The 22,711-nt window shown below is 71.7% G+C and carries 20 protein-coding genes; 17 read left to right on the forward strand and 3 right to left on the reverse strand.

Annotated features, from left to right (window positions below; genetic code table 11):
• Positions 1-60 precede the first annotated feature (60 nt).
• From ABT023_RS06710 to ABT023_RS06755, 10 genes are all read left to right on the forward strand, one after another.
• Positions 61-522 (forward strand): DUF948 domain-containing protein, encoded by a 462-nt coding sequence (locus ABT023_RS06710; RefSeq protein ID WP_350882434.1) that lies wholly within the window; start codon positions 61-63, stop codon positions 520-522.
• 27 nt (positions 523-549) lie between these two features.
• On the forward strand, positions 550-855 hold the full coding sequence (locus ABT023_RS06715) for a hypothetical protein (protein ID WP_350882436.1): 306 nt from the start codon (positions 550-552) through the stop codon (positions 853-855).
• Positions 852-3,530, forward strand: coding sequence for an alanine--tRNA ligase (gene alaS, locus ABT023_RS06720; RefSeq protein WP_350882438.1), 2,679 nt, complete (start codon positions 852-854; stop codon positions 3,528-3,530). The genes ABT023_RS06715 and alaS overlap by 4 nt, the downstream gene beginning before the upstream one ends.
• Before the next feature lie 73 nt (positions 3,531-3,603).
• On the forward strand, positions 3,604-4,065 hold the full coding sequence (gene ruvX, locus ABT023_RS06725; protein WP_350882440.1) for a Holliday junction resolvase RuvX: 462 nt from the start codon (positions 3,604-3,606) through the stop codon (positions 4,063-4,065).
• Entirely contained in the window at positions 4,062-5,264 is a 1,203-nt protein-coding gene (mltG, locus tag ABT023_RS06730) for an endolytic transglycosylase MltG (protein ID WP_350882442.1), read from the forward strand. Before ruvX ends, mltG begins: the two co-directional genes overlap by 4 nt.
• Positions 5,264-6,106, forward strand: a complete 843-nt coding sequence (locus ABT023_RS06735) for a shikimate dehydrogenase (protein WP_350882444.1) — start codon at positions 5,264-5,266, stop codon at positions 6,104-6,106. Before mltG ends, ABT023_RS06735 begins: the two co-directional genes overlap by 1 nt.
• Positions 6,107-6,595: 489 nt before the next feature.
• Positions 6,596-12,706, forward strand: coding sequence for an RHS repeat-associated core domain-containing protein (locus ABT023_RS06740; RefSeq protein ID WP_350882446.1), 6,111 nt, complete (start codon positions 6,596-6,598; stop codon positions 12,704-12,706).
• 15 nt (positions 12,707-12,721) lie between these two features.
• Complete coding sequence (locus tag ABT023_RS06745; RefSeq protein WP_350882448.1) at positions 12,722-13,033, forward strand: hypothetical protein; 312 nt, start codon at positions 12,722-12,724, stop codon at positions 13,031-13,033.
• 142 nt (positions 13,034-13,175) lie between these two features.
• Complete coding sequence (gene aroC, locus ABT023_RS06750; protein ID WP_350882450.1) at positions 13,176-14,354, forward strand: chorismate synthase; 1,179 nt, start codon at positions 13,176-13,178, stop codon at positions 14,352-14,354.
• Positions 14,351-14,863: a shikimate kinase gene (locus ABT023_RS06755; protein WP_350882452.1), complete on the forward strand. Its 513-nt coding sequence runs from the start codon at positions 14,351-14,353 to the stop codon at positions 14,861-14,863. Before aroC ends, ABT023_RS06755 begins: the two co-directional genes overlap by 4 nt.
• On the opposite strand, the gene ABT023_RS06760 is transcribed toward ABT023_RS06755, so the two are convergent.
• Positions 14,853-15,674 carry a cytochrome c oxidase assembly protein gene (locus ABT023_RS06760; protein WP_350882454.1) on the reverse strand — a complete coding sequence of 274 codons (822 nt, stop codon included), beginning with the start codon at positions 15,672-15,674 and terminating at the stop codon, positions 14,853-14,855. The genes ABT023_RS06755 and ABT023_RS06760 overlap by 11 nt on opposite strands.
• A complete protein-coding gene (locus ABT023_RS06765; RefSeq protein ID WP_350882456.1) occupies positions 15,671-16,225 on the reverse strand; it encodes a DUF2243 domain-containing protein in 555 nt (184 codons plus the stop codon). The genes ABT023_RS06760 and ABT023_RS06765 overlap by 4 nt, the downstream gene beginning before the upstream one ends.
• Before the next feature lie 164 nt (positions 16,226-16,389).
• On the opposite strand from ABT023_RS06765, the gene aroB reads away from it, so the two are divergent.
• From aroB to nusB, 4 genes are all read left to right on the forward strand, one after another.
• Positions 16,390-17,469 carry a 3-dehydroquinate synthase gene (aroB, locus tag ABT023_RS06770; RefSeq protein WP_350882457.1) on the forward strand — a complete coding sequence of 360 codons (1,080 nt, stop codon included), beginning with the start codon at positions 16,390-16,392 and terminating at the stop codon, positions 17,467-17,469.
• On the forward strand, positions 17,466-17,921 hold the full coding sequence (aroQ, locus tag ABT023_RS06775; RefSeq protein WP_350882459.1) for a type II 3-dehydroquinate dehydratase: 456 nt from the start codon (positions 17,466-17,468) through the stop codon (positions 17,919-17,921). The genes aroB and aroQ overlap by 4 nt, the downstream gene beginning before the upstream one ends.
• A gap of 73 nt (positions 17,922-17,994) precedes the next feature.
• Positions 17,995-18,552, forward strand: coding sequence for an elongation factor P (gene efp, locus ABT023_RS06780; protein ID WP_350882461.1), 558 nt, complete (start codon positions 17,995-17,997; stop codon positions 18,550-18,552).
• A gap of 23 nt (positions 18,553-18,575) precedes the next feature.
• Entirely contained in the window at positions 18,576-18,986 is a 411-nt protein-coding gene (gene nusB, locus ABT023_RS06785) for a transcription antitermination factor NusB (protein WP_350882550.1), read from the forward strand.
• Between the two features lie 68 nt (positions 18,987-19,054).
• On the opposite strand, the gene bldD is transcribed toward nusB, so the two are convergent.
• A complete protein-coding gene (bldD, locus tag ABT023_RS06790; RefSeq protein ID WP_161691449.1) occupies positions 19,055-19,543 on the reverse strand; it encodes a transcriptional regulator BldD in 489 nt (162 codons plus the stop codon).
• 283 nt (positions 19,544-19,826) lie between these two features.
• Here bldD and pyrR point away from each other — a divergent pair, with 283 nt between their 5' ends.
• Genes pyrR through ABT023_RS06805 form a run of 3 tightly spaced genes read left to right on the forward strand, consistent with a single transcriptional unit; the run spans position 19,827 to position 22,611 of the window.
• A complete protein-coding gene (gene pyrR / locus ABT023_RS06795; protein ID WP_350882464.1) occupies positions 19,827-20,414 on the forward strand; it encodes a bifunctional pyr operon transcriptional regulator/uracil phosphoribosyltransferase PyrR in 588 nt (195 codons plus the stop codon).
• The gene (locus ABT023_RS06800) at positions 20,411-21,337 is read left to right on the forward strand and encodes an aspartate carbamoyltransferase catalytic subunit (RefSeq protein ID WP_350882466.1); all 927 of its coding nucleotides are present in this window, start codon (positions 20,411-20,413) and stop codon (positions 21,335-21,337) included. Before pyrR ends, ABT023_RS06800 begins: the two co-directional genes overlap by 4 nt.
• Complete coding sequence (locus tag ABT023_RS06805; protein ID WP_350882468.1) at positions 21,334-22,611, forward strand: dihydroorotase; 1,278 nt, start codon at positions 21,334-21,336, stop codon at positions 22,609-22,611. Before ABT023_RS06800 ends, ABT023_RS06805 begins: the two co-directional genes overlap by 4 nt.
• The last annotated feature ends 100 nt before the right edge of the window (positions 22,612-22,711 follow it).

Raw genomic sequence — 22,711 nt, forward strand, 5'->3', positions numbered from 1 at the left:
GTATGACGGTCGCGCGTTCCGGGACGTCGGGTCCCGGAACTCTGCTTGAGGAGGACATGCGTGGATGGTGGACAGATCGCTGCGCTGATCGCGGCCGGCGCGTTCCTGATGCTGGTGCTCGTGCTGGCGGTGCCGATCCTGCGCCTGCGGCACACCGTGGACGCCACGACCCGGATGATCAACGATGTCAACGACCGCACCGCGCCGCTGCTCGGGGACGTCAACACCACGGTGAAGAACGTGAACACCGCGCTGGAGCAGGTGCAGACCTCGCTGGACGGGGTGAACCTCCAACTGGCCAAGGTGGACACCATGACCACCCACGCCCAGAACGTGACGGCGAACGTGGCGAACCTGGCCACCGTGGTCTCCGCTGCCGCGGCGAACCCGCTGGTGAAGGTGGCCGCGTTCGGCTACGGCGTGCGGCGGGCCGCCTCCGCCCGGCGCAACGCCGAGACCGAGCGTGACGTACGCGACACCATCAAGCAGCAGCGTCGCGCGGCCAAGCGCGGCAACGGCTGAGCCGGCCGGCGACGGAGGGATGAGATCATGAGGCGCCTGTTCTGGCTGGGCATCGGGTTGGCCGTCGGCGTGGTGGTGGTCCGCAAGGCGACCCGTACCGCGCAGGCGTACACGCCGGCCGGCATCGTCGGAGGCCTGTCACAATCCGCTGGCGGTCTGGTGGAGTCGCTGCGTAGCTTCGTGGAGGACGTCCGGATCGGGATGGCCGAGCGGGAGCAGGAGATCCACGAGGCCTTCGCCCGGGGCGAGGCGTTCGACGACCAGTTCGCCGAGCTGCGGGAGGACCCGCGCATCGGTGACCGAGAGATCTTTCCGGAGGATCACCAGCGATGAAGACGGCGGAGATCAAGCGGCGGTACCTCGCGCACTTCGAGGCGAACGGCCATGCCGTGGTGCCGTCCGCTCCGCTGCCCGCCATCAGCGACCCGAACCTGCTGTTCGTCAACGCCGGCATGGTGCAGTTCGTCCCCTATTTCCTCGGGCAGCAGGCCCCGCCGTACCGGCGGGCGGTCAGCGTGCAGAAGTGCATCCGCACCCCGGACATCGACGAGGTCGGCAAGACCAGCCGGCACGGCACGTTCTTCCAGATGAACGGCAACTTCTCCTTCGGTGACTACTTCAAGGACGGGGCGGTCCCGCTCGCCTGGGACCTGGTCACCAAGCCGGTCGGGCAGGGCGGCTTCGGGCTGGACCCGGAGCGCGTCTGGCCGACGGTCTACCTCGACGACGACGAGGCGTTCCGGATCTGGCGCTCCGTGGGCGTGCCGGCCGAGCGGATCGTCCGTCGGGGCAGGAAGGACAACTTCTGGTCGATGGGCATCCCCGGTCCGGCCGGGCCGTGCTCCGAGCTGTTCTACGACCGGGGCCCGGAGTACGGGCGTGCGGGCGGGCCGGAGGTCGACGAGGACCGGTACATGGAGTTCTGGAACCTCGTCTTCATGCAGTACGAGATCGCCGACGTCACCAGCAAGGAGCACTTCCGGATCGTCGGTGAGCTGCCGGCGAAGAACATCGACACCGGCATGGGCCTGGAGCGGATGGCCTCCATCCTCCAGGGCGTCGACAACCTCTACGAGATCGACGAGGTCCGGCCGATCCTGGACCGGGCCGCCGAGCTGACCGGCAAGCGGTACGGCGCGCACTCCGGCCAGGTGGCCAGCGAGTCGCACCCCGACGACGTGCGGCTGCGGGTGATCGCCGACCACGTCCGCACCGCGCTGATGCTGATCGGCGACGGGGTCACCCCGAGCAACGAGGGGCGCGGCTACGTGCTGCGCCGGATCATGCGCCGCGCGATCCGGTCGGTGCGGCTGTTGGGCTACCAGGACCGGGCGCTGCCCGAGCTGCTGCCGGTGGCCCTGGACTGCATGGCCCCGTCGTATCCGGAGCTGGCGGCCGAGTTCGACCGGATCTCCCAGTACGCGTACGCCGAGGAGGACGCCTTCCTCTCCACGCTGCGCGCCGGCACCACGATCCTGGACACGGCGATCGCCGAGACCAGGTCGGCGGGGCAGGCGGCGCTGACGGGCGACAAGGCGTTCCAGCTGCACGACACCTACGGCTTCCCGATCGACCTGACCCTGGAGATCGCGGCCGAGCAGGGCCTGACGGTGGACGCCGAGGGCTTCCGCCGGCTGATGGCAGACCAGCGCAACCGGGCCAAGGCCGACGCGCGGGCGCGCAAGACCGGGCACACCGACGTGTCGGCGTACCGGTCGGTGCTGGACGCGGGCGGGCCGGTGGAGTTCACCGGTTACACCGAGCTGAACCGGGAGTCCCGGGTCCGCGCGGTGCTGGCCGGCGGCGGCGAGGTCGGCGCGGCTGTCGAGGGCGACACGGTCGAGCTGGTGCTCGACACCACCCCGTTCTACGCCGAGGGCGGCGGTCAGCAGCCCGACCAGGGCCTGATCACCGTCGGCGGCGGGCAGGTCGAGGTCTTCGACGTGCAGCAGCCGGTGCCGGGCCTGATCGTGCACCGGGCCCGGGTGGTCCGGGGCGAGGTGCGCGCCGGCGAGACCGGGTACGCCGAGATCGACGTGACCCGGCGGCGGGCGATCTCCCGCTCACACACCGCCACTCACCTGGTGCACCAGACGATGCGCAACTTCCTCGGGGAGTCGGCCACCCAGGCCGGTTCGTTGAACGCCCCGGGTCGGCTGCGGTTCGACTTCAACACCCCGACGGGGGTGGCGCCCAGCGTGCTGCACGACGTGGAGCAGCAGGTCAACGAGGTGCTCCTGGCCGACCTGGAGGTGCACGCCTTCATCACCACCCAGGAGGAGGCCCGCCGGATCGGCGCGATGGCGCTGTTCGGCGAGAAGTACGGCGAGCGGGTCCGCGTCGTCGAGGTCGGCGACTACGCCCGCGAGCTGTGCGGCGGCACCCACGTGGCCCGCTCGGCGCAGCTGGGCCTGGTAAAGATCCTCTCCGAGGCGTCGGTCGGCTCCGGGGTGCGGCGGATCGAGGCCCTGGTGGGCATGGACGCCTTCGGCTTCCTGGCCCGTGAGCACCTGCTGGTCTCCCGGCTCGCCGAGCTGTTCCGGGTGCCCGGCGACCAGGTCGCCGACCGGGTGGAGCAGACCGTCACCCAGCTCCGCGACGCGGAGAAGGAGCTGGAGAAGCTGCGCGCCCAGCTCGTGCTCGGCGGCGCGGCGGCCCTGGCCGGCCAGGCGAAGGACGTCCGCGGGGTGGCGTACGTCGGCACCGAGGCGCCCGAGGGCGCGGCCGGCAACGACGTGCGGACCCTGGCCCAGGAGATCCGGGGCAAGATCGACCCGGCGCGGCCGGCTGTGGTGGCCGTGGCGGCGCGTTCGAACGGCAAGGCGTCCCTGGTGGTGGCCGTGAACGCCGCCGCCCGGAGCCGGGGACTGGCCGCGAAGGAGCTGGTCAAGGCCGCCTTCTCCGGTCGGGGCGGCGGCAGCGACGACCTCGCCCAGGGCGGCGGCCTGCCGGCCGCCGAGGCGCCGAAGCTGCTCGTCACCGTCGAGAAGGCGATCGCCGAGGCGTGAGCGCATCGCACGTCGAGTCAGGGCGGACCATGCCGGTTCGCCCTGACTCGTGTCAGGGCAAGGTGAAGGACTGATGACCGAATCGTGGCACGGAGTCCGCCTGGGCGTGGACGTCGGGCAGGTCCGGGTCGGGGTGGCCCGCTCGGATCCGCACGGGGTGCTGGCCACCCCGCTGGTGACCCTCGCCCGGGACCTGACCAGCGCCGAGGACGCCGTGCCCCGCGACATGGCCGAGCTGGTGGGGCTGATCGCGGAGCACGAGTGCGTCGAGGTGGTCGTCGGCCTTCCGGTCAATCTCGCCGGTAAGCACGGCCCGGCGGCGCAGAATGTGAAGGCGTACGCTGACCGGTTGGCTGAGGTGATAGCGCCCGTTCCGGTAACGCTCACTGACGAGAGGATGTCGACCGTGGTGGCTTCTCGTAGGCTGGCTGAGCGCGGCGTCCGGGGGAAGCGCCAACGCGCGGTGGTGGATCAGGCCGCTGCGGTCGAGATCCTGCAGAGCTGGCTGGAAGCGCAGCGGAGGCGGACGCGATGATCGACGATCTGGACCTCGGGTTCGACGACTCGGAGCGGGGTGGTGACAAGGGCAAGCACCGGCGCAGCTATGTGCGCAAGCGCAAGGGGGAGTCGGGCGGTGGCCGCGGCAAGACCGTCCTCGCCCTGCTCATGGCCTTCGTGCTGCTCGGGGTCATCGGCGGCGGGGCTTTCTACGGCTTCGACCGGATCCAGGGGTACTTCGTCACCCCCGACTACGACGGGTCCGGCACCGGCGAGGTGACCGTCGAGATCAAGCAGGGCGCGCTGATCGCCGACATGGCCAACGCGCTCTACACCGCCGGAGTGGTAAAGAGCTCCAAGGCGTTCATCGAGGCGGCCGAGGCGAACTCGCGCAGCAAGAACATCCAGCCGGGCACGTACAAGGTGCGCAAGCAGATGAGCGGCGAGCGTGCCCTCGTCATGCTGCTGGACCTGAAGAACAAGGTCGTCAACGGGCTCACCATCCCCGAGGGGACGACCGCCAAGCGCGTCTACAAGCTGCTGTCGGAGAAGACCGAGATCCCGGTCAAGGAGTTCGAGGCCGCCGCGAAGGACCCGAAGGCGCTCGGCGTGCCGGACTCGTGGTTCAAGCGCACCGACGGCAAATCGGTCAAGAAGTCGATCGAGGGGTTCCTCTTCCCGGACACCTACGAGATCCCGCCGAAGGCCACCGCCGCGAGCATCCTCACCCTGATGGTGGAGAACTTCCTCGCCGTCACCGAGGAGATGAAGTTCGTCGACCGGGTCAAGGAGGAGCGCGGCGGAATCAGCCCGTACGAGTCACTGATCGTCGCGTCCCTCGCCCAGGCCGAGGCGGGCAACAAGGACGACCTCGGCAAGGTCGCCCGGGTGGCCTACAACCGGGTGTACGGCGAGTTCCCGTGCAACTGCCTGGAGATGGACGTCACGGTCAACTACTACTTCGAGTCGATCGGCCAGGAGGGCAAGCGGTCGAAGGACATGACCCCGGCCGAGCTGGACAACCCGAAGAACCCGTACAACCGCAAGCTGCCCGGGATGATCCCCACCCCGATCAACAACCCGGGCAAGCAGGCGCTGGAGGGGGCGATGGACCCGCCGCCGGGCAAGTGGCTCTACTTCGTGGCGATCGACAAGCAGGGGCACTCCGAGTTCGCCAACACGTACGAGCAACACCTGAAGAACGAGGCGAAGGCCAAGGAGGCCGGGATCATCTGATGACGACGCCTCGGCGGGCGGCGGTGGTCGGCAAGCCGATCAGCCACTCCCTCTCCCCGGTGATCCACAACGCCGGCTACGCCGCCGCCGGCCTCGCCGGGTGGTCGTACACGACGATCGAGTGCGCGGAGGCGGAGCTGCCGGCCATGGTCGCCGGCCTCGGCCCCGAGTGGGCTGGGCTGTCGGTGACCATGCCGTGCAAGGAGGCGACCCTCGCCCTCGCGGCCGAGGTGTCGCCGGTCGCCGCCGCGATGGGCGCGGCGAACACCCTGGTCCACCGGCCCGACGGTTCCTGGTACGCGGACAACACGGACGCCGCCGGCATGATCGAGCTGCTCTCGGCGGCGGGCGTGCGGCCCGGCGCCCGGGTCACCGTGCTCGGCGCGGGCGGCACCGGCCGGGCCGCGCTGGCCGCCGCCGCCCGCCTCGGCTCGGGCACGGTGACCGTGGTGGCCCGGCGAGCCTCGGCGATCGACGAACTGCGCCCGGCCGCCGACGCGCTCGGCCTGCGGCTGGCCGGGGCCGACTGGGCCGAGGCGGCCGGCTGCACCGACGCCGACGTGGTGGTCTCCACCGTGCCGAAGGGCGTCGCCGACTCCCTCGCCGCCGACGCCCGGTGGCGGCCCGGCGCGGTCTACTTCGACGCGCTGTACGACCCCTGGCCGACCCCCCTCGCAGCCTCGGCCGGGGCCGCCGGGTGCCGGGTCGTGTCCGGTCTTGATCTGCTGGTCGCCCAGGCGGTCGGCCAGTTCGAGCACTTCACCGGCGCCCGCGCCCCGGTGGCGGCCATGGCCGCCGCGCTCTCCGCCGAGGTCGGGATCGAGATCCGCCCGGTCCGGTAGCCCGGTCTCGCCATCCCGGTCGAGCCGGCGCTCGGCGACAGCAAGATCATCTGTTGTGCATCCGGAAAGCACCAGCTCCGCGCGGAAGGCGAGCGGCCCCAAGGGTGCCGCGACCGCCGAGGTCGCCCTCACTCCACGGTGACGGCCCGCACCGCCCCTTTCGCTGGATTTCCGGACGCACCAGGGTCAATCGGTGCATTGGTCTTCCAACTTGATCGATCAACTCTTATTTCCCCAGCTCAGCCCGTTGCTGTTCGTGGTCGGTGGAACTTCCACGGGCGGCTGACCTGGCCTTTTGTGGATGGCCCGGCAGTCGCTCAAAGTATTGATTGACCTGGATTCCTGACGCACCGTAGCGTTCGCCTCACTCAATGCCCAGTCGACCCCAGGGGAGGGCCGTCAGTGGCTCCTGCGCGTGCAAGATTCGCGTCAATCGTCCAAGTCGCCAGACTCAGCAGAACAGGACTGGGTCGCTTCACCCTCGCCGGCATGGCGGCGGTCCTCGCGGTCACCCTGACCGACGTGCCCAACCACCCGGCGGAGGCCGCACCGGCAAAGGCGCCGGACCGGGTGCTGGACCGCCCCGACGAGATGGCCGCGCTGGTCACCGCGCGGCTGACCGGCAAGCGGGTCCGGATCAGCGGCATGACCACCGAGAGCGCCGAGTACGTCGCCCACCCGAACGGGCAGGTGGAGGCGACCGTCCACGCGAGCCCGGTGCGGATCCGGCGCGACAACCGGTGGGTGCCGGTCGACCTCACCCTCCAGCCCGCCGCCGACGGCTCGGTCCGGGCCCAGGCGCACCCGCTGGACCTGCGGATCTCCGGTGCCCGCAAGGCCGGCGGGGAACTGGCCGCGGTCGGCATCGGCGACGGCCGGCTGAGCATGGGCTGGGCCGGCGCCCTGCCCGCACCGGTGCTCGCCGGCAACCGGGCCACCTATCCGGAGGTGGCCGCCGGCATCGACCTGGTGGTCGAGGCCACCCGGACCGGCTTCTCGCAGTTCCTGACCGTGAAGAACCGGCAGGCGGTGGACCGGCTCCCGACGCTGGCGTTCCCGCTGACCGGCAAGGGACTGTCCTCGTTCAGCCAGGACAGCTCCGGCGGGCTGCTGCTCAAGGACGCCAAGGGCCGGCCGATCGCTGCCGTGCCGGCGCCGGAGATGTGGGACGCCCGACGGAACCCGGGCACGGAGGAACCGACCCGACGGGCGGTCGTGTCGGCGAAGTCCGAGCGGCCCACCGCGCGGTCGGGCCAGGCCAACGGCCTGACCATGCGGCTGAGCCCGGACCTGGCGTGGCTCAAGGACCCGGCCACCCAGTACCCGGTGACCATCGACCCGCAGATCAACCCCCTCTACACGACGTTCGACACGTACGTGAAGGAGGGCGACAACGTCGACCGGGGCGGGGCGAACGACCTCCAACTCGGCCTGCTGGCCGGCACGCCGAACACCAAGGCCCGGTCCTTCGTGCACTGGGGCGTCTCCGCGCTGCGGGGCAAGCAGATCACCTCGGCGACGGTGAACTTCTGGAACTTCTGGTCGAACACCTGCACCGCCACCTCCTGGGAGATCTGGACCACCGGCGCGGCCTCCTCGGCGACCCGCTGGGGCACCCAGCCGACCTGGGCGCAGCAGGAGGCCACCTCCACCCAGACCAAGGGCGGCACGGCCTGTGCCGACGGCTGGGTGAGCATCAGCGGCACGACGTTCTTCCAGCGGGCCGCCACCGCCAACCAGTCCACCGCCTACATGGGCGTTCGGGGCACCGACGAGACCAGCCCCAACAGCTTCAAGCAGTTCCGCTCCCGCAACGCGGCCGACAACAGCCAGGTCCCGTACGCGGTGGTGAACTACAACTCGTACCCCACCGTCGGCACCCGCTCGACGGTGCCGGCCACCGCCTGCGCGACGGGCGCGTCCCGGCCCAAGGTGAACACCGCGACCCCGCAGCTGAAGTCGGTCGTCTCCGACGCCGAGGGGTCCACGGTCAAGGCGGAGTTCGAGTGGTGGACGCTGACCGGCACCACCAAGCTCGGCAGCGCGATCACCGGCACCGCGGCGTCGGGCTCGACGTTCAGCACCACCGTCCCGGCCGCGACGTTCACCCACAACACCTCGTACAAGTGGCGGGTGCGCGGCAACGACGGCACGGTCGACGGGACCTGGTCGCCGTTCTGCGAGTTCACCGTGGACACGTCGATCGGCAGCCCGCCCATCGTCAGCTCCACCACCTACCCGGAGAACCAGTGGGGCGGTGACGCGAACGTCGCCGGCAGCTTCACCTTCGAGGCCAACGGCATCGCCGACGCGGCGGCCTACGAGTACAGCCTCGACGTGCAGACCCTGAACAAGGTCGTCAACACCGCCACGCCGGGCGCCGACGCGACCGTCAGCATCACCCCGCTGACCCCGGGCTGGCACAACATCTGGGCGCGTACCCGCGACTCGGCCAACAACGTGACCGACGTGCGCAGCTACCCGTTCAAGGTGGGCACCGGCGCGGTCACCTCGCCCAAGGCGGGCGACGTCAGCGGGGCGAAGGTGGTGCTCGGCTCGACCGCCGCGCCGTCCTTCGCGAACGCCACCTACCAGTGGCGGCGGGCCGGCTCGGACGCCTGGGTCACCATCCCCACCGCCCACGTCACGTACGCCGTCGGCGGCGGCGCGGTGACCTGGCCCGTCGCTCTCACCTCCGGCGTGGCCCCCAAGCTGAACTGGGACGTGGCCGCCACCCTTACCTCGGTCGACGCGGCGAGCATTCCGCGGGACGGGCCGGTGCAGGTGCGGGCCTACTTCAACCTGAGCAGCAACGGGGCGCCGGCCGACAACGTGAAGTTCCGGTTCGACCGGAATCTCGCCTCGGCCGACACAGGACAGGTCGGCCCCGGCTCGGTCAACCTGATCACCGGCAACTACCAGATCTCCCAGTCGGACGTGTCGGCGCCCGGACTGGGCATCTCGCGTACGGTCAACAGCCGGCAGCCGGGCGGCCTGGACCCGCTCTTCGGGCCGGGCTGGGTCTCCGGCCTGGTGGTCCAGGAGGCGAACGCGCCGTACACCCGGCTGACCACCTATGGCAGCCTGGTACAGGTCAAACTGCCGAACGACTCGACCATCGGGTTCACCAAGGTCGACAGCGCCGGGGTGAACTACGAGCCCCAGTCCGGTGCCGAGTCCTACAAGCTGACCTTCAACTCCGCCGCCAGCACCTTCACCCTCGCCGACGGTGCGGGCAACGTGGTCACCTTCACCCGGGCGTCGACCGACCCGGCCAACGTCTACACCCCGACCGCGGCCATCGCGCCGGGCTCGGGCAACACCACGACGTACTCGTGGGAGAAGGCCACCGTCGGGGCGAACGAGATCATGCGGCCGACCCGGATGCTGGCTCCGGTCCCGGCGGGCGTCACCTGCACGACGCTGGTCAAGGGGTGCCGCGCGCTGACCTTCACCTACGCCACCGCCACGACCGCCACCGGCCTGGCCGACGGCACCTGGGGTGACTTCGCGGGCCGGGTGAAGCAGATCTCCTACACCGCCTGGGATCCGGACCTGGCGACCCCGGCGATGCGGACCGTCGTGCTGGCCCGCTACAGCTACGACAACGGTGGCCGGCTGCGGACCTTCTCCGACCCCCGACTGGACTACACCAACGGGTCGGGACCCCAGCAGTTGCGGACCGTCTACTACTACAACGGCGACGGGATCATCGTCTCGCTGACCCCGCCGGCCGAACAGACCTGGCAGTTCTCCTACACGACGGTCCCGAACGACCCGGGCAAGGGGCGCCTGCACAAGGTCACCCGGTCCGCCCTAACCGCCGGCACGGCGGTCGAGACCGTGGTCTACCAGGTCCCGATCTCGGGCAGCGGCGCGCCGTACGACCTGTCCGCCGGGCAGACGGCGCGGTGGGGGCAGACGGAGCCGCCGACCGACGGCACCGCGGTCTTCCCGGCCAGTCAGGTGCCGACCGGCGACCCCGCCGCCGGCACGCTGCCTGGCTCGTACGAACGGGCCACGGTCACCTATCTGGACGCGAACGCGCGGACGGTCAACGTCGCCGAGCCGGGTGGCAACATCGCGACCACCTGGTACGACGGGTCGGGCAACCTCGTGAGTGAACTGGAGCCGGGCAACCGCAAGCGGGCGCTCGACGCCTCTCCCGCCGACAGCGCGAGTGCCGAGGCCGGTATCGCCGCCAAGCTGACGACCACCACCCTGTACTCGCCCGACGGCCAGCAGGCCGTGGAGACCTTCGGGCCGGAACACGAGGTCGTGCTCGCCAGCGGTGCCGTGGTGCGGGGCCGCAAACACGTCCGGTACACCTACGACGAGGGCGCGCCGGCCGGTGGTGAGCCGAGGAACCTGCCCACCACGGAGAGGGCCTCGATCAGCCATGTCAGCGCCGGTCAGACGATCGACGCGGACACCCGGACGACCACGAAGCAGTACGACTGGGACCTGGGCCGGCTGCTCCTCGTCACGACCGATCCCGGCGGTCTCGACCTGACCACCAGGACCAGTTACGACGCCTCGGGGCGGGTCATCGCGACGACCGGTCCCGCCGGGGGTGGGGTGGACACCACCCCGGCGACCCGGCAGACGGTCTACTACACCGAGGCGGCCAACTCGTCGTACCCGGAGTGCGGTGCGCATGCCGAATGGGCTGGCCTGGTATGCCGGACGCAACCGGCCGGCGCTGTGGACGCGGGGCCGGAGCTGCCCGCGACGGTGCTGACCTACGGGCTCTACCACCAGCAGCGTTCGACCACGGAGAAGAACAGTGGGGGCGTCCTTCGTAGCACGGCGATCACCTACGACGGGGCTGGCCGTGAGCTTGAGGTGACGGTCACCGCAGGGACCGGTCTGGGCGAGCCGCTGGAGAAGCGGCGCAACGTGTACGACCTGGCCAGCGGCAAGAGCGTGCGGACGCAGTCGCTGAACGGTGCTGGCACGGTCACGGCCGAGGTGGTGCGCGCCTACGACTCGCTGGGCCGGCGCACGACGTACACCGACGCCGACGGCAACGTCTCCACCGTCACCTACGATCTGCTGTCCCGTCCGGCGACCGTGGCCGACGGGAAGGCGACGCAGACCTACACCTACGACGGTGGCACCGAGCGCCGAGGGTTCCCGACGCAGATCGTCGACAGTCAGGCCGGCACGATCACGGGCCAGTACGGCGCTGACGGCGAACTGACGGGTGAGACCTGGCCGAACGGTGTGGTGGTGACGGCGACCCGCAACGAGGCGGGCGACCCGACGGGGATCGGTTACGTGCAGACGGGCTGTGGCCAGCCCGACTGCACCGTGTTCGCGGAGAACGCGACCTGGAGTTCCCAGGGCCAGTGGCACAGTCGCCAGTCGACGTTGTCCCAACAGCAGATGGCGTACGACGAGGCCGGGCGCCTGGCCACCGTGCAGGACACCGTGGGCGGCCAGTGCACGTCCCGGGTCTACGAGTTCGACGCGAGCAGCAACCGCACCGGCCTGTCGTCCTACGCTCCGGGCACCGGTGGTTCCTGCCAGACCGCCACCGGAGCCACGAGCCGGACGTGGCAGTACGACAACGCCGACCGGCTCGTCAGCACGGGATACGTGTACGACGCGCTGGGCCGCACCCAACAGTCGCCGGCAGTCGACACTCCCGGGGGCGGTGCTGCCTCCGCCATGACCTACCACGTCAACGACATGGTCAGGTCGATCACCAGTGGGAGCCGTACGGCGACCTACACCCTCGACGTCCTGGGCAACCGGAACCGGTCGTGGACCGACAGCCCCTCGGGGACGTCGGTGACGAAGCGGCACCACTACGCCGACGACACCGACAAGCCGGCCTGGACCGACGAGGGCGGCGGCAACTCCAGCCGCTCGGTTCCCGGGCTGTCCCGGCTGGTCGGGGCGTACCTGAACACCACCGGGATGGCCTGGGCCATCACCAACCTGCACGGCGACTTCGTGGCGGGGATGGCTGGTAGCGGCGCGGGCCTGTCGTACACGAGCGAGCAGGACGAATCCGGCCAGCCGCGCAACACCGCCGACGTGGGGACGCGTCGGTACGGCTGGCTCGGCGCGGAACGCAGGGCGGCCGACACCCCGAACGGCGCCACCCTGATGGGCGCGCGGGTCTACAACCCGACCACGGGTCGTTTCCTACAGGTGGATCCCGTCTACGGCGGCAACGCCAACAGCTACGAGTACTGCTCCGGAGACGCGGTCAACTGCACCGATGTCTCCGGGAAGATGTCCTGCGGCAGGTGGTACAAGCGGTACTACAAGTGGAGCTGGGAGTACGGCTTCTGGTGCAAGTTCTCGCACTGGGAGACCAGGTGGATCCTGGACATCTTCGGTCTCGCCTTCGCGATGATCGGTGGCGCCATCGGCGGGATCGTCGGTTTCGGCATCGGTGGCCCGTGGGGAGCGGGGATCGGTGGTGCGATCGGCGGCTTCATCGGTTGGATCGCGGGCACCTTCGTGCCCCGGCTGTACGAGTACTACTGCCGCAGGCAGAAGGGGGTCTACCTCTACATGGTGGTCGGCTTCATCGGTAGGACGTTCATACCGTGGAAGGGTTATGGAATCCCGGCCTGCCGATGAGCGAAGGAGGCGACGGTGGGGACGTTGGCCGCATACCTGCTGGTCGTGGGTGGCATCCTGATGATCCTGCTCGGCGGGTGGCTCCTGAGGCGGGGCGCCCTGCCGGACCGGGTGGTCCGAACCGACGCCCGGCCCTCGGCCCGCCAGGTGAGCCTGCTGCTCGCCGCGACCGGTGTCTCCGCCGTCGTCTCACAACTCCCGGTGATCCTGGGAGCGGCTGCCGGAACGAAGCTGCTGCTGTGGTTCGCGTCGGTACCCTTCCTGGTCGTGGCCCTGGTGTTGCTGATCCGAGTCGCTTCGTCTCGGCGCGGGCCCCACGACGGCTGATCGGGTGAGAAGTGGTTCGGGTCGGAGCGGCTTGTTGCTCGGACCCGAACCACTTGCCTCGGCGGATGACGGGGGCGTCCGCAGGGCGGGACACGGCGGGCGGTGCGGTGGGACGTCACCCGGTCGTGACAGACTTGCCCCCGTGTTGCGTTGGCTGACTGCAGGTGAATCGCACGGTCCCGCCCTCGTCGCGATGCTGGAGGGCGTGCCCGCCGGGATCGAGGTGACCACCGGCGAGATCGCCGGTGAGCTGGCCCGCCGCCGGCTCGGCTACGGCCGGGGGGCCCGGATGGCGTTCGAGCGGGACGAGATCGAGGTGATCGGCGGGCTCCGGCACGGCCTCACCCTGGGCAGCCCGGTGGCCATCCGGGTCGGCAACTCCGAGTGGCCCAAGTGGCAGACGGTGATGGCCGCCGACCCGGTGGACCCCGACGAGCTGGCCCAGCAGGCCCGCAACGCGCCGCTGACCCGTCCCCGCCCGGGCCACGCCGACCTGGCCGGCATGCAGAAGTACGGCCACACCGACGCCCGGCCGATCCTGGAGCGGGCCAGCGCCCGGGAGACCGCCGCCCGGGTGGCCGTCGGCACCGTGGCGAAGGCCCTGATCAAGCAGGCCCTCGGCATCGAGATCGTCTCGCACGTGGTGGAGCTGGGCCCGGTCGCGGTGAAGCCGGGGCTGCGGCCCACCCCTGATGACGCCGAGCGCATCGACGCCGACCCGCTGCGCTGCCTCGACCCGGAGGCCAGCGCCCGGATGGTCGCCGAGGTCGACGCCGCGAAGAAGGCCGCCGACACCCTCGGCGGCGTGGTCGAGGTGCTGGCGTACGGGGTGCCGCCGGGCCTGGGCAGCCACGTGCAGTGGGATCGCAAGCTCGACGCCCGGCTCGCCACCGCGCTGATGTCGATCCAGGCGATCAAGGGCGTGGAGATCGGCGACGGCTGGCAGCAGGCCCGCTCCCGAGGCTCCGAGGCGCACGACGAGATCATCCCGACCGCGACCGGGGTGCGCCGGGTGACCGACCGGGCCGGCGGTCTGGAGGGCGGCATCACCACCGGCGAGCCGCTGCGGGTGAAGGCGGCGATGAAGCCGATCTCCTCGCTGAACCGGGCCCTGGCCACCGTCGACGTGACCACGGGGGAGCCGGCGACGGCGATCAACCAGCGCTCCGACGTGTGCGCCGTGCCGGCCGCCGCCGTGGTCGCCGAGGCGATGGTGGCCCTGGTGCTCGCGGAGGCCGCCACGGAGAAGTTCGGGGGCGACTCGGTGGCCGAGATCCGTCGGAACCTGGCCGGTTACCTCGACGCCCTGGTGATCCGGTGAACCGGACGCGGCCGGTGGTCGTCCTCGTCGGGTCGCCGGGCTCCGGCAAGACCACCGTCGGGACGGCGCTAGCCGCGCTGCTCGGGGTGGAGTTCCGGGACACCGACGCCGACATCGAGCAGCTGGCCGGCAAGCCGATCCCGGAGATCTTCATCGACGAGGGGGAGGCGCACTTCCGTACCCTCGAACGGGCCGCCACCGCCGCGGCGCTGGCCTCCTGCGCGGGGGTGCTCGCCCTCGGCGGCGGCGCGGTGCTCGCGGAGGAGAACCGGGCCGCCCTCATCGGGCACGCCGTGGTGCACCTGAGCGTCGAGCTGCCCGACGCGGTGAAGCGGGTCGGGCTGGGCGCCGGCCGGCCGCTGCTGGCGATCAACCCGCGGGCGACGCTGAAATATCTGATGGACCAGCGCCGCCCGCTCTACGCCGAGGTGGCGACCTCGACCGTGGTGACCGACGGGCGGTCCCCGGAGGAGATCGCCGCCGAGATCGCGGCCCTGGTCAAGCCCTGACCCCACCCGGCCCCGGGGGTGAGGGGTCAGGAACGGGCCACGCCGGCCGCGTCGGCCTCCGCCCCTTCCGCGCCGGTCGCCAGGTGGCGAGCAGCGCCAGGGCGAGGGCGATCTCGGCGAGGTCGCCCCCGTAGTACATGACCGTCGCCCCGGCCCGGAGCTGCTCGGGCGGCCCCGGCACGTCCACGGCGAGCCCGGCGTACAGGAGTTGGGCGAGGGCGGCGTGGGCGGCGACGGCGACGCCGAGCACCACCAGCCGGACCGGCACCCGGGGCCGGTGCGGGCCGGGGTCGGGGCCGGCGACCGACCAGGTGAACAGGCAGCCGGCGAGCAGGAAGTGCAGGTGCACCAGATGGTGCGCCGCCGGATGCGTCACCGTGGCCCGGTACAGCGGCGTCAGGTACAGCAGGTACAGCCCGCCGGCGGTCAGCGCCAGCCCGGTGACCGGGTGGGCGAGCGCGGCCAGGGCCGGCCGGCGCAGCAGCCGGACCAGGGCCCGGCCGCGCCGGCGGTCCACGGTGCGCAGCAGCAGGGTGCCGGGTGCGCCGAGCACCAGCCCCAGCGGCGCCAGCATGCCGATCAGCAGGTGCTGCCACGCGTGCCCGGCGAAGCCTCCGGCCGGCAGGACGAGCCCGACCGCGAGCAGGCCCGCGCCGGCGCCGAAGGCCGCCGTCCGCCGGTGCGGCCACCCGCCGCCGCCCGGGCCCCGCTGCCGCAGCGCGGCGGCGAGGTAGACCCAGAAAAGCGCCAGGGGTACGAGCAGCGCAGGCCCCGGGACGAACGCGTCGTGGCCGGCGTGGGCGGGGGTCACCGCCGGTCGGCGCAGAGGTCCACGGCCGTGCCACGGCGCTGCACCAGCCAGCCGGCGGCGACCAGCGCCGCCCCGAACGCCAGGAACCCGAGGTCCCACCAGGTCTGGTACTCGCCGCCGCGCACGTGGTGGATGCCGAGCAGGTGGTGGTCGACGACCCCCTCGACGAGGTTGAACAGCCCCCAGCCGACCAGCGCCCAGCCCCACAGCACGGGGGAGCGCCACAGCCGACCCCGGGACCGGGTCACCCGGGAGTAGAGCAGGGCCAGGCCGGCCAGCACCGCCACCCAGGTCACCACGTGGAAGATCCCGTCCCACAGGGTGTTCATCTCCAGCCCGGGAACCGTGTCCACCGGGTACGCCTGCACCCCGACGTTGTCGCTGCCGGTGCTGCTGAGCATGTGGTGCCACTGGAGCACCTGGTGCAGCACGATGCCGTCGGCGAAGCCGCCGAGGCCGACGCCGAGGATGGTGGCGGGCAACCGGATGTCGGCGCCGTCGATCGTGGCGGGCGCCCGGGTTCCGGTGTCGTCGGTCGTGGGTGTGGTCATCGCGGGTACCTCCGCCTCGTAGGCCGGTGCGTGCTGACGCTGCCCCCCGCTTCTCCTGGCTAAACGCTGCCGGGCCGCGCTGGTCACGCCCCGGTGACGATCCGCCCGCCACGGAGTGGACAGTCGCCGCCGGGCACCCGGCGGCTGGACTAGGCTGCCGGGCGATGGACGAGGTGACCCGTATTCCGGTCGGCGGCGAGCGGCCGTACGACGTGCTGGTGGGACGCGACCTGCTCGACGCGCTCCCGACGTTGCTGCCCGACGCGACCCGGGTGGCGGTGCTGCACGCGCCGCCGCTGAAGGGGCTGGCCGACGCGCTCGGCGCCCGCCTGGCCGCCGCCGGGATGGCCCCGCTGATCGTGGAGGTGCCGGACGCCGAGGCGGGCAAGGCCGTCGAGGTGGCCGCCGCGTGCTGGGACCGGCTCGGCGAGGCGGGCTTCACCCGTACCGACGCGGTGGTCGGGGTGGGCGGCGGCGCGGTCACCGACCTGGCCGGCTTCGTCGCGGCCTGCTGGCTGCGCGGGGTGCGCTGGGTGGCGGTGGCGACCTCGCTGCTCGGCATGGTCGACGCCGCCGTCGGCGGCAAGACCGGGATCAACACCGCGGCCGGCAAGAACCTGGTCGGCGGCTTCCACCCGCCGGTCGGGGTGCTGTGCGACCTCACGGTGCTCGACAGCCTCCCGCCGGCCGACCTGGCGGCCGGCCTGGCCGAGGTGGTCAAGTGCGGGTTCATCGCCGACCCGGTGATCCTCGACCTGGTCGAGCGGGAACGGGCCGCGGCCACCGACCCGACCTCGCCGATGGTGCGGGAGCTGGTCGAGCGGGCGATCCGGGTCAAGGCCGACGTGGTCTCCGGCGACCTGCGCGAGTCCGGGCTGCGCGAGGTGCTCAACTACGGCCACACCCTGGCCCACGCGATCGAGAAGGTGGAGAGGTACCGCTGGCGGCACGGGCACGCCGTCGCCGTCGGCCTGGTCTACGCGGCCGAGCTGGCCCGACTGGCCGGCCGGCTGGACGCCGCGACCGCGCAGCGGCACCGCACGGTGCTCACGGCGCTCGGGCTGCCGACCGGCTACCGGGCAGACGCGTGGCCGCAGCTGCTGGCCGCGATGCGGGTGGACAAGAAGACCCGCGGCTCGCGGCTGCGGTTCGTGGTGCTCGACGGCCTGGCCCGCCCGACGATCCTGGAGGGCCCGGACGACGAGCTGCTGCACGCCGCCTACCGGGAGGTCAGCCCCCGGTGAGCGCGAGGGTGTACGTGCTGAACGGGCCGAACCTGGGCCGGCTGGGCACCCGCCAGGTCGACGTGTACGGGGCGACCAGCTACGCCGACCTGGTGACGCTGTGCGCGCGGACCGGCCGGGAGCTGGGGCTGGACGTGGTGGTCCGGCAGACCGACGCCGAGCACGAGCTGGTCGGCTGGCTGCACGAGGCGGCCGACGAGGGCGCGGCGGTGGTGCTCAACCCGGCCGCCTGGTCGCACTACTCGATCGCGGTCCGGGACGCCTGCGCGATGCTGCGGGGCCCTCTCGTCGAGGTACACATCTCCAACATCCACGCCCGCGAGGAGTTCCGCCGGCACTCGGTGGTCTCCGCCGTGGCGACCGGCGTGATCTGCGGCCTGGGCATCGACGGCTACCGTCTCGCCCTGCACCACCTGGCGGCCCGCCCGGGCGCGGTGGCGGCCGGCGGTTGACGGCGGGTACAGCCGGCGGCGGCAGGCAGTAGACTTGCCAGGTCTGTCCGCCAATTGATGATCAAGGCAGGAAATGGCCTCCACCAACGACCTGAAGAACGGCCTGGTACTCAACCTCGACGGAGAGCTCTGGTCCGTCGTCGAGTTCCAGCACGTCAAGCCCGGTAAGGGTGGCGCATTCGTGCGTACCACCCTGAAGAACGTGCTGTCCGGCAAGGTGGTCGACAAGACCTTCAACGCGGGCACCAAGGTCGAGACCGCGACCGTGGACAAGCGCACCATGCAATACCTCTACGCCGACGGCGAGGACTACGTCTTCATGGATCTGGAGACGTTCGACCAGATCACCGTCCCCGACGGCACTGTCGGGGAGGCGGCCAACTACCTCCTCCCCGAGGCCGAGGCGACCGTCGCCACCCACGAGGGCGTGCCGCTGTACATCGAGCTGCCGACCTCCGTCGTGCTGGAGGTCACCTACACCGAGCCGGGCCTCCAGGGCGACCGGTCCACCGGTGGCAACAAGCCGGCGACCGTCGAGACCGGCGCGACCGTGCCTGTGCCGCTGTTCATCACCACCGGCGAGAAGATCAAGGTCGACACCCGCGACGGCCGTTACCTCGGCCGCGCCTGATGGCCGAGGGCGCCAAGCAGCAGATGCCGGCACGCCGCAAGGCGCGCAAGCGGGCGCTGGACGTGCTCTACGAGGCCGACCTGCGCAATCGGCCTCCGGTGGAGGTGCTCGCCGGCTACATCGAGCGGATCGAGAAGCCCCACCCGGAGCACCTCGGGTACGCGGTCGGCCTCGTTGAGGGGGTGGCCGCACACCTGAACCGGATCGACGAGCTGATCGCCAGCTACGCCGAGGGCTGGACGCTGGACCGGATGCCGGTCGTCGACCGCAACCTGGCCCGGATCGCGGTGTACGAGCTGCTCTACGTCGACGAGCTCGACGACCCGGTCGCGATCAGCGAGGCCGTCGAACTGGCCCGGCAGATGTCGACCGACGACTCGCCGCGCTTCCTCAACGGGGTGCTCGGCCGGATCGCCGAGTACGCCACCCGCTGAGCCGGCACCGTACGACGAGGGAAGGGCCCGTGCCGACCGGCACGGGCCCTTCCGACTGTCGACCTCGGTCAGGAGGCGAAGAACGCCCGCGGGTCGGCGACGAGCACGCCGTGCTCGGTGAGGCGCTCGATCAGCCCGGACGGCGAGGCGTCGTAGACGATCGCCAGGGCGCGCAGGTCGTCGGCGCGGATGGAGAGCACCCGGCCGTTGTAGTCGCCGCGCTGCTGCTGGATGGCGCGGGCGTACCGGGCGACGTAGGCCAGTTCCTCGGAGGCCTCGTCGTAGAGCCGCTCCAGGTCCAGCACGATCTTGCTGGTGGGCTCGTGACGCACTCCGCTGCCGTCGGGCAGTAGCTCGGAGACGGGCACCCGGTAGAAGTCGGCCAGCTCGGCCAGGCGGGACACCGTGACGGCGCGGTCACCGCGCTCGTACGAGCCGACCACCACGGCCTTCCACCGCCCGCTCGACTTCTCCTCCACCCCCTGCAGGGACAGGCCCTGCTGCTGGCGGATGGAGCGCAGGCGGGCACCCAGCGACTTGGCGTATTCAGAGGGCATTCGGACACTCCCAGTGCTGTCGGGGTTCTCCCAGCGATCGCTACGGAGCGTGACGGTACGGGGATTGCGACACCTGGTCAAGTGGTCGTGACCCTGCTGTTGGGGAGCACAGGGTGAGTTATCCCGATTCGCCACCCTGATCCTGGGGTCAGTGCCGGCGGCGGCGGGCCCCGTGACCGCTGGTAACGTGGCGTGAAGCCCCGGCCTGGGCCGTTCGCGGTCCGCCGGAGGTGCCAGACATCCTTTAACGACCCGTCCCGTGAGGCGGGGAAGGAGGTCCGCCGTGGCCTACCCACCGGCTGCCCATCCGTCGCCACCGCGACAACCCTCGGTGAAGGTGATCCTCACCGCAGCGGACGTCTCGCGTGTGGTGGACCGCATCGCCCACCAGATCCTGGAGAAGACCCAGGGCGCCGCCGACACCGTGCTGCTCGGCATCCCCACCCGGGGCGCGCCGCTGGCGAGGCGGCTCGCCGCCCGGATCAGCACCTTCGAGGACGTCGCCGTTCCGGTGGGTGTGCTCGACATCACCCTCTACCGCGACGACCTGCGCCGCAACGCCACCCGCGCGGTCGGACCGACCCAGCTTCCGCCCGGCGGGATCGACGGCAAGCGGGTCGTCCTCGTCGACGACGTGCTGTTCTCCGGCCGCACGGTCCGGGCCGCCCTCGACGCGCTCGGCGACGTCGGCCGCCCCGCCTCGGTGCAGCTCGCCGTACTGGTCGACCGGGGCCACCGGCAGTTGCCCATCCGCGCCGACTACGTCGGCAAGAACATCCCGACCGCGCTGGCCGAGAGCGTGCGGGTCACCCTCGGCGAGACCGACGGCGCGGACGAGGTCCGGCTGTACGGAGAGGCGCTCCCCTCATGATCCGCCACCTGCTCTCCGCCGCCGACCTGGACGCCGCCACCGCCACCCAGATCCTGGACACCGCGGCCGAGATGGCCACCGTCGCCGGGCGCGAGGTCAAGAAGCTGCCCGCGCTGCGCGGCCGGACCGTGGTGAACCTGTTCTACGAGGACTCCACCCGGACCCGGATCTCCTTCGAGGCGGCGGCGAAGCGACTCAGCGCCGACGTGATCAACTTCTCGGCCAAGGGCTCCAGCGTCGCCAAGGGGGAGAGCCTGAAGGACACCGCGCTCACCCTCCAGGCCATGGGGGCCGACGCGGTGGTCGTCCGGCACCCCGCCTCCGGCGCGCCGCACCGGCTGGCCGACTGGGTGGACGGGTCGGTGGTGAACGCCGGCGACGGCACCCACGAGCACCCCACCCAGGCGCTGCTCGACGCGTACACGATGCGCTCCCGGCTGGGCCGGCTCGCCGGCCTGCACGTCGCGGTGGTCGGGGACGTGCTGCACTCCCGGGTGGCCCGCTCCAACGTGCTGTTGCTGTCGACCCTCGGCGCGAAGGTCACCCTGGTCGGCCCGCCCACCCTCATCCCGGTGGACATCGCCGCCGCCCTCGCCCCCGCCACCGACGTCTCCTACGACCTCGACGTCGTTCTTCCCGACGTGGACGTGGTGATGATGCTGCGGGTGCAGCGGGAGCGGATGAACGACTCCTACTTCCCCTCCGCCCGCGAGTACGCCCGCCGCTACGGGCTCGACGGGCCGCGGATGCGCCGGCTGCCCGAGCACGCGATCGTCATGCACCCCGGGCCGATGAACCGGGGCATGGAGATCACGCCCGAGGTCGCCGACTCGCCCCGCTCCACCATCGTCGAACAGGTCGCCAACGGGGTCTCCGTGCGGATGGCCGTCCTCTATCTCCTGCTCGGGGGGAACAAGCTGTGACCGCGTACCTGATCACCAACGTGAGCGTCGTCGGCGCCGCGCCGACCGACCTGCTGATCCGCGACGGCGTCGTCGCCGCCACCGGCGCGGGGCTGCGGGCGCCGGACGCCGCCGTGGTCGACGGCACCGGGCTGGTCGCCCTGCCCGGACTGGTCGACCTGCACACCCACCTGCGCGAGCCGGGCCGCGAGGACGCCGAGACCGTCGAGTCCGGCTCCCGGGCGGCGGCTCTGGGCGGGTACACGGCGGTCTGCGCGATGGCCAACACCTCCCCGGTCGCCGACACCGCCGGGGTGGTCGAGCAGGTCTGGCGGCTCGGCCGGGAGGCCGGCCTGGTCGACGTGCAGCCGATCGGCGCGGTCACCGTCGGCCTGGCCGGCGAGCGCCTGGCCGAGCTGGGCGCGATGGCCGACTCGGCGGCCCAGGTGCGGATCTTCTCCGACGACGGGCACTGCGTCGCCGACCCGGTGCTGATGCGGCGGGCCCTGGAGTACGTCAAGGCGTTCGACGGGATCATCGCCCAGCACGCCGAGGAGCCCAGGCTCACCGAGGGCGCGCAGATGCACGAGGGCGAGGTCTCCACCCGGCTCGGGCTGACCGGCTGGCCGGCGGTCGCCGAGGAGGCGATCATCGCCCGGGACGTGCTGCTCGCCGAGCACGTCGGCAGCCGGCTGCACGTGTGCCACGTCTCCACGGCCGGCAGCGTCGAGGTGCTGCGCCAGGCCAAGGCCCGCGGCGTCCGGGTCACCGCCGAGGTCACCCCGCACCACCTGCTGCTGACGGACTCCAAGGCGGAGACGTACGACCCGGTGTACAAGGTGAACCCGCCGCTGCGCACCGCCACCGACATCGCCGCGCTGCGCGCCGCGCTCGCCGAGGGCGTGATCGACATCATCGCCACCGACCACGCCCCGCACGCGGTGGAGGACAAGGAGTGCGAGTGGGCGTACGCCCGGCCGGGCATGCTCGGGCTCGAGACGGCGTTGTCGATCGCCCTGGACGTGTTCGGCCCGCAGTGGGAGTTGATCGCCGAGCGGATGTCCCGCGCCCCGGCCCGGATCGCCGGGCTCGACTCCCACGGCCTCGACCCGGCCCCCGGCGTGCCGGCCAACCTCACCCTGGTCGACCCGGCCGCCCGTCGGGTCGTCGAGCCCGCTGAGCTGGCCAGCCACAGTCGCAACACCCCGTACGCCCGCATGACGCTCCCGGGTCGCATCGTGGCGACCTTCCTGCGTGGCGAGCCGACGGTCCTGGACGGAAAGGCTGTCAAGTGATTCGAGCGAAGCGGAGCCCCGCAGTCCGGATCGAAGGAAGGGTGCTCCGAGCGAGGAGTGCAGCGAAGCGGAGCCCCGCAGTCCGGATCGAAGGAAGGGA

Origin of the sequence: Micromonospora sp. NPDC002296 (assembly GCF_040296145.1) — a bacterium.
In the GTDB taxonomy this organism is placed as follows: Bacteria; Actinomycetota; Actinomycetes; order Mycobacteriales; family Micromonosporaceae; genus Micromonospora.

Coding starts and splice junctions, on each gene's coding strand:
- ABT023_RS06715 (WP_350882436.1), top strand. CDS start 550: ATGAGGCGCCTGTTCTGGCTGGGCATCGGGTTGGCCGTCGGCGTGGTG.
- alaS (WP_350882438.1), top strand. CDS start 852: ATGAAGACGGCGGAGATCAAGCGGCGGTACCTCGCGCACTTCGAGGCG.
- ruvX (WP_350882440.1), top strand. CDS start 3,604: ATGACCGAATCGTGGCACGGAGTCCGCCTGGGCGTGGACGTCGGGCAG.
- mltG (WP_350882442.1), top strand. CDS start 4,062: ATGATCGACGATCTGGACCTCGGGTTCGACGACTCGGAGCGGGGTGGT.
- ABT023_RS06735 (WP_350882444.1), top strand. CDS start 5,264: ATGACGACGCCTCGGCGGGCGGCGGTGGTCGGCAAGCCGATCAGCCAC.
- ABT023_RS06740 (WP_350882446.1), top strand. CDS start 6,596: ATGGCGGCGGTCCTCGCGGTCACCCTGACCGACGTGCCCAACCACCCG.
- ABT023_RS06765 (WP_350882456.1), bottom strand. CDS start 16,225: ATGACCACACCCACGACCGACGACACCGGAACCCGGGCGCCCGCCACG.
- aroB (WP_350882457.1), top strand. CDS start 16,390: ATGGACGAGGTGACCCGTATTCCGGTCGGCGGCGAGCGGCCGTACGAC.
- efp (WP_350882461.1), top strand. CDS start 17,995: ATGGCCTCCACCAACGACCTGAAGAACGGCCTGGTACTCAACCTCGAC.
- nusB (WP_350882550.1), top strand. CDS start 18,576: ATGCCGGCACGCCGCAAGGCGCGCAAGCGGGCGCTGGACGTGCTCTAC.
- bldD (WP_161691449.1), bottom strand. CDS start 19,543: ATGCCCTCTGAATACGCCAAGTCGCTGGGTGCCCGCCTGCGCTCCATC.
- ABT023_RS06800 (WP_350882466.1), top strand. CDS start 20,411: ATGATCCGCCACCTGCTCTCCGCCGCCGACCTGGACGCCGCCACCGCC.